Genomic DNA, 7,347 nt, shown 5'->3' with positions numbered 1-7,347 from the left:
ATCAGTGCTCCGGCCGGAGCAGCGCCGCACGTCGGCGTGCCGTACTTCAGCCGGTGACCGCGGCCCGGTTCCGTGCGCAACGTGACGTACTTGATGCTCTCATTGCCGCAGTCGGTGGCGCAGTTCGGCTTCCACGTCACGTTCGAGCCGCGCCACCAGTACTTCTCGTAGCACGCGGCGTCGGGGCAGTCCGGTGGGTTGGCGGCGTCGCAGTTGTTGGTGGTGTTGCAGAACGCGTCCAATGGTGGCTTGACCCGGTCGCGCTGGCCCGGGTTGACCCACCAGGCGGGGCGGAATCCGGCGCTGGAGAAGCCGGACTCGCCGGGCCAGTCCTGACGCCCGTCGCTGGAGTAGGAGTAGCCGGTGTCCATGGACCAGGCGGCCCAGCCCATCACCTTCTCCTGGTAGGGCCAGTTCTGGGGCTTGGCGGCGTCCCGCGGGTCGGTCATGAAGGGGTGCCGTGAGGGCGGGTAAAAGGGGTTGGCTGGGTTGTTGTACCAGCCCAGGCCCCAGGGCTTGCCGTCGCCCTTGTTCTCGTTGAAGCCGAGGTTGTAGTTCCACAGTGCGGCGAACCAGTTCTCCGGCTTTGACGGGTCGTCGTTATTGACGGTGATGGTCTGCCCGGCGGTGTGCACCTGGTTCCACTTGTCGGCGAGAATGTACATAGAGGCGGCGATGTTGACCGCGTAGTCCAGGGCCACGGCCTTCTGCTTCGTCGGAGGCAGGGACGTTTCGCCGGGTTTTTCTAAGCCGGCGAGGCGCATGCCGTCGGTGACCTGTCCGACTCCGTAGCCGCAGTCGGACAGGTTCCAGTTGATCCTCCAGTACGCTTCAGACGTCTCCCCCTTGTGCCCGTAGAACCCCGCGATCGCCGCTTGCGGGTTGCCCATCTGGCCCGGGATGGCGCCGCCTTCGGCCTGCCACAGGTTCGATTCCTGGGCGAGCACGCCCAGCAGCACTTGGGCGGGGATACGCCCGCCACCCTTCAGAGCAGGGGCCGGGAAGAGCCCTTGCGGGTCGACGGAGACCAGACCCAACTGGGAGCGCCAGCCTCCCTGCGTGATCCATTTGGAGCGCAGTTCGCCGCGAATCGCCATGTTGACGGCCCACTCGACCTGGTTCGGGGTCGGCTGGAGGGCGAGCGCCTTGACGTCGTTGCGGGGGATGGAGCACCACCGGTCCGTGTCGACCGGATTGTGCGGGTCAGCCGCCGCCTGTGCCGTCCGCCCGCTCTTCCCGGCTGTGAGCAGGGCCGGAGAGAAGGACTCCTTACCCGTGTCGCTGGTGGTGTCGGCAACCTTTTGGGTGATCTTCTCGCCGGTTACCGTCGCAACACTGGTGATGGTGGGCGCCGTGGGATCCCCGTCCGTGGAGTCCTGGGTCGTGTGCGACCGGGACGAGGGTTCGGCCCTGGTGAAGCCCTTGCCCGCGTTCCCGATCCGGTCCAGGCCCGCACGCACGCCGGGCATGAGCACGGGGTCGATGGCCAGTCGGCCGTGGCTGGACACATCCGCATCCGCCCGAACGTCCAGGCGCGTCACCGCGGTACCTGAAAGCTTCGAGTCCGTCGTGTTCCCGGTGAGGAACGCCCGGCCTTCACTGCCCTGTTCGAGGGCCAGGTCTCCTAGCTTGCCCGATGCGAGCGTCGACGGCGTGCCCCGGCCGTTCCACAGCTTGGCACGGGCCGTGCCGCCGCTGCGGTCCAGGAAGGCGATTCCCGTGCGGGTGGGGCGAATGTCGAACGGCACACCCTTCGCGGCAGTGAGCCTCCGGATATTTTTGTTCCCGGGGTCGACGTGCACCAGATGACGGCCGTGCGCTGCGACGAGACCGTCCTTCGTGGGGACGGCGGAGGTGATTTGACCAGTGACCGTGGTGTCGGTGGTCATCTTTCCGCTGGTGTCGACCGTGATGAGCCGGGTCTTGCTGTCGCGGAACGCGGTGAACGCGGCCGTCCGGGTCTCGGGGTTGCAGGAGGGGGTGAAATACGCCAACGAGGCGGTGAAGGGCAGTTTCGTCACCTGGCCCGACTTCAGGTCGACGACCGCGGTGAACGCCCCGCCCTGCATCAGATCCGGCTCGTTCGTGAACGTGCGCGGGGCATACACGACCGCAGCATGATCACGGTCGATGACGCAGGAATTGCCAATCCAGGAGTCCGCCGGCATGCCGGGTTCCGCCAGGGTGGCGACAGTGTGCCACTGGTAAGCGTCCTTGCTGTCCGCTACGAGGACCTTCAGGCCTCCGCTGTCCGCCGCGGTGGTCACGGCCCGGTCCGCTGAGGTCTTCCAGCTCTTGCCGAGGTTGTGACCAGGATCCGGCACACGCGTCGGCGGCTCGGACGACGGATTGACGGATGGTTTCGGCGTCGGTTTCGAGCCGGGAGGGCTGGTATCTGCGACCGCCGGCGCTACGTGTACGAGCCCGGTCAAGACCGCGGTGGCCGCCAGGCCAGCGATCCCACGAGCTAATCTGTGGACTCTCAACTACCTACTCCAGTGGTGGGTTGCAGGCTGCAAGAGGGCGAGCCGACTCGGTCTTCACAGGACTGAAAGGCTGCGGCGGTCGGCTCGAACGTGATGAAGCGCATCGGCGAGGACTGCCCGCGCCCACCGCAGAAGGGCGGCCCCGGCGGTGGCACCGTTGGCCTCAGGGAACTGGAACGCTGAGGCCGACCGGGAGTGTTGGGCCGCAGCTTGAAGCAGCCCGAACACTTACCTCTCAGGCACCCTCGAGCAGGGCGTGTGAGTGCGAGGCGACTTCGCCCTTTGGCGGGTCACATGGTGATGTAATCGACCTTGTCGTTGAAGGTGCCACCGGTCGGGTAGCTGGCGGTGGAGAAGTTGTAGCAGTAGCGGGCTGCCAGGGTCATGTACGGGTCAGGCAGGCCCGTTCGGGCGTCGTAGGCCAACACACCGCCCTGATAGCGGGTCACGCAGCCCGAGCTGGCCTTGTCCCGGAAGTCCCAGTCACCAAGCTGCTTCGTCCCACTGGCGGACCATTGGAGTCGACGACCTGTGAAGTCCGAGTGCTCCCACAGGCAGACCCACCCCTGATAGCAGTCGGTGTAAGCCATGGGACCGAACTCGCCGCTGGCCTGCGCTGACGCCACGCTACCGCTGGTACCTCTCGTCACTGCGGGGGCGATCTCAGCCAGTGCCTGATCTGCTTCTTCGGCGGTGTCGAAGCAGTAGACCTCACCGGTCGGCACTTCAGAACAGGCCTGCGCCCCTTGCCAGCCGTCGGCCAGGTTGATCTCCTTGCCGTTGTAGGTGGCGATCACCGGCTTGGTCTCAGCGAGCTGCTGCTGCAGCGCAGCTTCTGCGGCCGGCGTGGCGAGCCCGACCTCAGGTATGGCGGTGGGCTCAGGTGCTGCAGTCGCGGTCGTCCCGCTCATGGCTAAGGCACAGAGGGCGGCAACGACCGGGACGAGGATGCCTGCACGGCGCATACTGTTACTCCTGCGATGGTTGTGTGTTGGTGCATCACAGGGATCCCACAGCATGCTGCGAGACTTGAGTGCGGGTGCGATCGAGGATGTCGAATTCCCGATCATACTCGTCCGGATGTTCGACCTTGCATGCTCGCTGTAACCGGTGTACTGCGCTGCGTTGCAGAGTCGTGCGGACTCAGGGAGTTCGCCCGGCTTCGTCGACGATGCCGCTGTTGGTGATGGCGACGGAGGTGACGACGGTGCCGGCTTCGCCCCAGGCGTTGTCCTCCACGAGGACTGTACGCTCCCCCAGCAGTCGGGCCGTGCTCTTGTCGAAGATCCACTCAGTGCGTTCACCCTCGTGTGTTCGGGCGACGGCGATTCCCTTCCGGCCTGCCGCGTCGACGACGTCGGGGACGACGTCGACTCCAGGAATAAGCGCAGCAGCCCGGTAGAGGGAGGCAGCGGTATCGGGGGGAGTCACCCCGCTGCGCAGCAGGTCGCCGATCGTTACGAAGGCTTCCTGGTCCGGTCCCGTCGTGGAGCCGGAACCGGCTCCGTGATTCTTCCGGGCGTCGTCGCGGATCTGTTCCAGCAGCGCGTCAGGGTCGGTCGGCAAGGCAGCCAGAAAGTCGTAGGTCGGTGCGTTCAGACTGCCTCGGCCAGGAGTTTCCGGCAGCAGGCTGTCGCTGCCGTCCTTGCGCTGCAGGGTCCGCTCACTGCCGTCGACCGAGGTCCACTGTTCCATGGCCCCGCTCTCGCGTAGCAGTTGCATCTCGCCGGCCTTGGTCTCGGAGAGCGCCGACGTGTGACCGACCGTCTTGACGTACGAGTACTGGCCAGTGCGCACCTTCGTCTGCGGCGTCGTAGCGGCGGCCAATGCCGCTTTCTCCAGCAGTTCGACCGACGCCGCCGAAGCCGGTGGCGTGTTCAGCGCAGGGTCAGACGAGCCGAAGTCGGCAGTGAGAACGACAACGGCCGCTCCGGCGGCCATTGCTGCGCCCACTACCAGCCTCCAGCGCTCTCTCGACCGCGGCGCCCGACGGTCGGAGCATGATCGCGTCTGCTGGTCGATCTCGGTCAGGAAGTGCTCACGGCGGGCTTCCACGCGTCCGGCTGGCGGCTCCGGATAGGGAGTCGGGGGCAGCACCCGGCTCGCCTGCTCACGCTCGGACTGTTCACGCTGTTCCAGGCTCATCGTGCACTCCTCCGGTGGGACGGGCGGGCTGAGGTCCCCTCCCTCTGCGATATGTGTCCGCTGTCAGTCCGCGGTTCCACACCATGCGGATCTGGTGCAAGCTCCTCCTCGACGAGCCGGCGCAGCTTCTCTCTCGCCCGGGAGAGCCGGGAACGTACGGTGCCTACCGGGATCCCTAACGCCTCAGCGGCCGCGGCGTAGCCCAGATCGGACCAGACGACCAGGGCGAAAACCTCGCGCTCGTTCCTCTTCAGACGTTGCAATGCTCGGGCAGCAGCGGCCAGCCGCTCAGCGTCGACCATCTGGCCAACGACCGCGTCCGAGAAGTCGGGCAACGCTTCCGGCGGTGGTAGACGGGACATCGCATCCCGGTGCCGGCGTGCCGCCCGAGCGATGTTGCGCATCACGTTGGTCGCGATGCCCAACAGCCACGCCCGGACGCTTCTGACTTCCCCGTGCAGCTTGTCGCGCAGCCGCCAGGCCTCCAGAAAGGTAAGGGACATGACGTCCTCGGCGAGGGCCCAATCCCCCGTCGTCCTGACCGCATGGGCATACACGACGCGCGCATGCTCGTCAAAGATCTCGGCGAACGCCGTCCGGTCACCAGACCGGACCCGTTCATGCAATAGGAAGTCCACAGCAACAAGTGTCCGCACAACCGCATTGGTTCCACTTCTTCAACGCCGCAGGCCAAATCCGGCTGGAGCGGCCTCCAGTACGGCGTCCGTGCAGAACCGTGCCAATACGCGCCGACCTGCGTCCCGACTCGGAGGCTCCGCGGGCAGCGGCCAGGGCAAGACCTGGTCCTGGGCGAAGCAGTAACCGATGCTGCTGGTGTAACCGCACAGCCTGGCGGGCTTCGTCGTCTTGGTCGCACTGGTCAACCATCGCGCTGTTGGTTCGTGGTTGCGGCGGCAGTAGCCGATGTGCACCTTGACTACCCCCTTCCCGTGGGCCCGCCCTCGTTGCCGAGTGGGAGTTGCTCGCTCCGCTGATATCGCGGGCCGTCACCGGGCGGCCCCGGGTGTCAGACCGGCAAAGCGATGCTCCCGGAGGCGAAGGACGATCTGACCGCCTTCGCCGACTTCCCGGAACGACACTGGAAGAAGATCCAGTCCACCAACCCGCTGGAGCGGATCAACCGAGAGATCAAGCGCCGCACCGACGTCGTCCAGGTCTTCCCCAACGATGACGCGCTCCTGCGGCTGGTCACCGCCGTGCTCAATGGATCGCCTTCCCCCGCCGCTACCTGCCCGAGGGAAGCATGGACCAGCTCTACCCCGCCGAGCGCCCCGAAAGCGCCCCCGCACTACCCAACACCACCAACACGACCGCCGGATGATCGGCTACACCACGAGAAGGGACACGACCAGAGGTGGACAAGGGGGCGCACGTCCGGGTAGCAGACCTGGACAAGGGGTCACGCGCGAACCCGGCCGCACCTGGAGGAGGGGGTGCCGGTGCGCGCACCGGGTGCGCACCAGAGTGGAATCCACTCGGTGGAGTCCACTCGGTGGACGGTGTCCGGCATCGTCACCACAGCCAGGCACTGGAGTGCCGCAGCCGGGACAGGGCGCGGGCGTCGCGGCGCGCGGCCGCAATGCCGATCCGGTTCTGCCGCGAGCGGGGCCGGCGCGACTGCCCGGCAGCGAGTCGGCGCCGCCCGGCGTCCTGGAGTCGCCGCTGCTGCTAGGCGATGTTTCTCGGATCATGTGCGGAGCCAGACCATGAGGGCCGCGAGGGTGACGGTTCCGAGGTAGACGTAGGCACGCTTTTCGTAGCATGTGGCAACGGCGCGGAAGCCCTTCAGTCGGTTAATGGCACGTTCGACGGTGTTGCGCTTCTTGTAGCGCTCACGGTCGAACCCGGTGGGCCAGCCGCCTCGAGAAACCTCGGTTCTGCCGGCGTCTTTTGCTGGTCGAGACGTTCCGGGATGGTGTGCGGGATTCCGCGTCGTCGCAGGTAGCGGCGGTTGCTGCGGGATGTGTAGGCCTTGTCTGCCAGGACGCGGTCAGGTCGGGTTCGAGGCCTTCCGACTCCGGGACGGGACACCGATATCTGCTCCAGTACACGCTCCAACTGGGGTCCGTCACCGTAGTGTCCGGGCGTCAGGACGAACGCGAGGGGTCTGCATCGTCCGTCGGCGACAAGGTGGAGCTTGGTGGTGAATCCGCCGCGGGAACGTCCCAGGCACTCGCCGATCTGACCACCTCCTCCAGCCGGACGGCCAGTTTCCGCAGCACCGGATCGACCTGGTTCGTCCCCCGGCCGGTCCCCTTTTGAGGTTGCGCGGCGGGTGGTGCCTTCCTCGCGCCTGCGGCGTGCTGGTGGGCCCGCACCGCGGTCGAGTCCACCGACACGTCCCAGTCGATCCCGCCCGCGGCATCCTCAGCTGCCTGGATGCGCGACAGCAGCATCTTCCACGTGCCATCCGCCGACCAGCGACGATGCCGCTTGTAAACCGTCTCCCAGGGGCCGAACCGCTCCGGCAGGTCCCGCCACTGCACACCCGTTCGCACTCGGTAGAGCACACCGTTGATCACCCGACGGTGATCGCTCCACCGGCCCCCACGCGCACCGCCAGGAGGTAAGAACGACTTCAGCCGATCCCACTCCGCATTCGTCAGATCACCACGGCCCATACAGCCAGCGTGACCCCAACTCCCCATCCTCGTCTGGAGATCCGAGAAACAGCGCCTAGTAGTACTTCGTTACG

At 66.5% G+C, this 7,347-nt stretch carries 3 protein-coding genes and 3 pseudogenes; 1 reads left to right on the top strand and 5 read right to left on the bottom strand.

The genetic code is table 11. The features are described 5' to 3' along the window. The 4 genes and pseudogenes from CCN42_RS38455 to CCN42_RS38440 form a co-directional block, all read right to left on the bottom strand. Positions 1 to 2,486, bottom strand: a pseudogene (locus CCN42_RS38455) (hypothetical protein); the annotation flags it as partial. Positions 2,487 to 2,776: 290 nt separating this feature from the next. After that, the gene (locus CCN42_RS38450; protein ID WP_158102195.1) at positions 2,777 to 3,451 is read right to left on the bottom strand and encodes a peptidase inhibitor family I36 protein; all 675 of its coding nucleotides are present in this window, start codon (positions 3,449 to 3,451) and stop codon (positions 2,777 to 2,779) included. A 178-nt stretch (positions 3,452 to 3,629) separates the two neighbouring features. Beyond that, the gene (locus tag CCN42_RS38445) at positions 3,630 to 4,631 is read right to left on the bottom strand and encodes a CU044_5270 family protein (RefSeq protein ID WP_086741857.1); all 1,002 of its coding nucleotides are present in this window, start codon (positions 4,629 to 4,631) and stop codon (positions 3,630 to 3,632) included. Next, positions 4,628 to 5,269, bottom strand: a complete 642-nt coding sequence (locus CCN42_RS38440; RefSeq protein ID WP_086741856.1) for an RNA polymerase sigma factor — start codon at positions 5,267 to 5,269, stop codon at positions 4,628 to 4,630. Before CCN42_RS38440 ends, CCN42_RS38445 begins: the two co-directional genes overlap by 4 nt. A gap of 405 nt (positions 5,270 to 5,674) precedes the next feature. Here CCN42_RS38440 and CCN42_RS38435 point away from each other — a divergent pair. Continuing rightward, a pseudogene (locus CCN42_RS38435) lies at positions 5,675 to 5,973 on the top strand (transposase); the annotation flags it as partial. A gap of 366 nt (positions 5,974 to 6,339) precedes the next feature. Here the strand turns inward: CCN42_RS38435 and CCN42_RS38430 are convergent. Beyond that, positions 6,340 to 7,273, bottom strand: a pseudogene (locus CCN42_RS38430) (IS5 family transposase). Between the last annotated feature and the right edge of the window lie 74 nt (positions 7,274 to 7,347).

It is taken from the genome of Streptomyces glaucescens, from assembly GCF_002154375.1.
Taxonomy (GTDB): domain Bacteria; phylum Actinomycetota; class Actinomycetes; order Streptomycetales; family Streptomycetaceae; genus Streptomyces; species Streptomyces glaucescens.
Note: the sequence above shows the minus strand (reverse complement) of the source record. Positions and strands in the feature narration are given on the sequence as shown.

What these genes read in the sequence shown, in the direction of transcription:
- CCN42_RS38450 (WP_158102195.1), bottom strand. Translation starts at nt 3,451, where the DNA reads ATGCGCCGTGCAGGCATCCTCGTCCCGGTCGTTGCCGCCCTCTGTGCC.
- CCN42_RS38445 (WP_086741857.1), bottom strand. Translation starts at nt 4,631, where the DNA reads ATGAGCCTGGAACAGCGTGAACAGTCCGAGCGTGAGCAGGCGAGCCGG.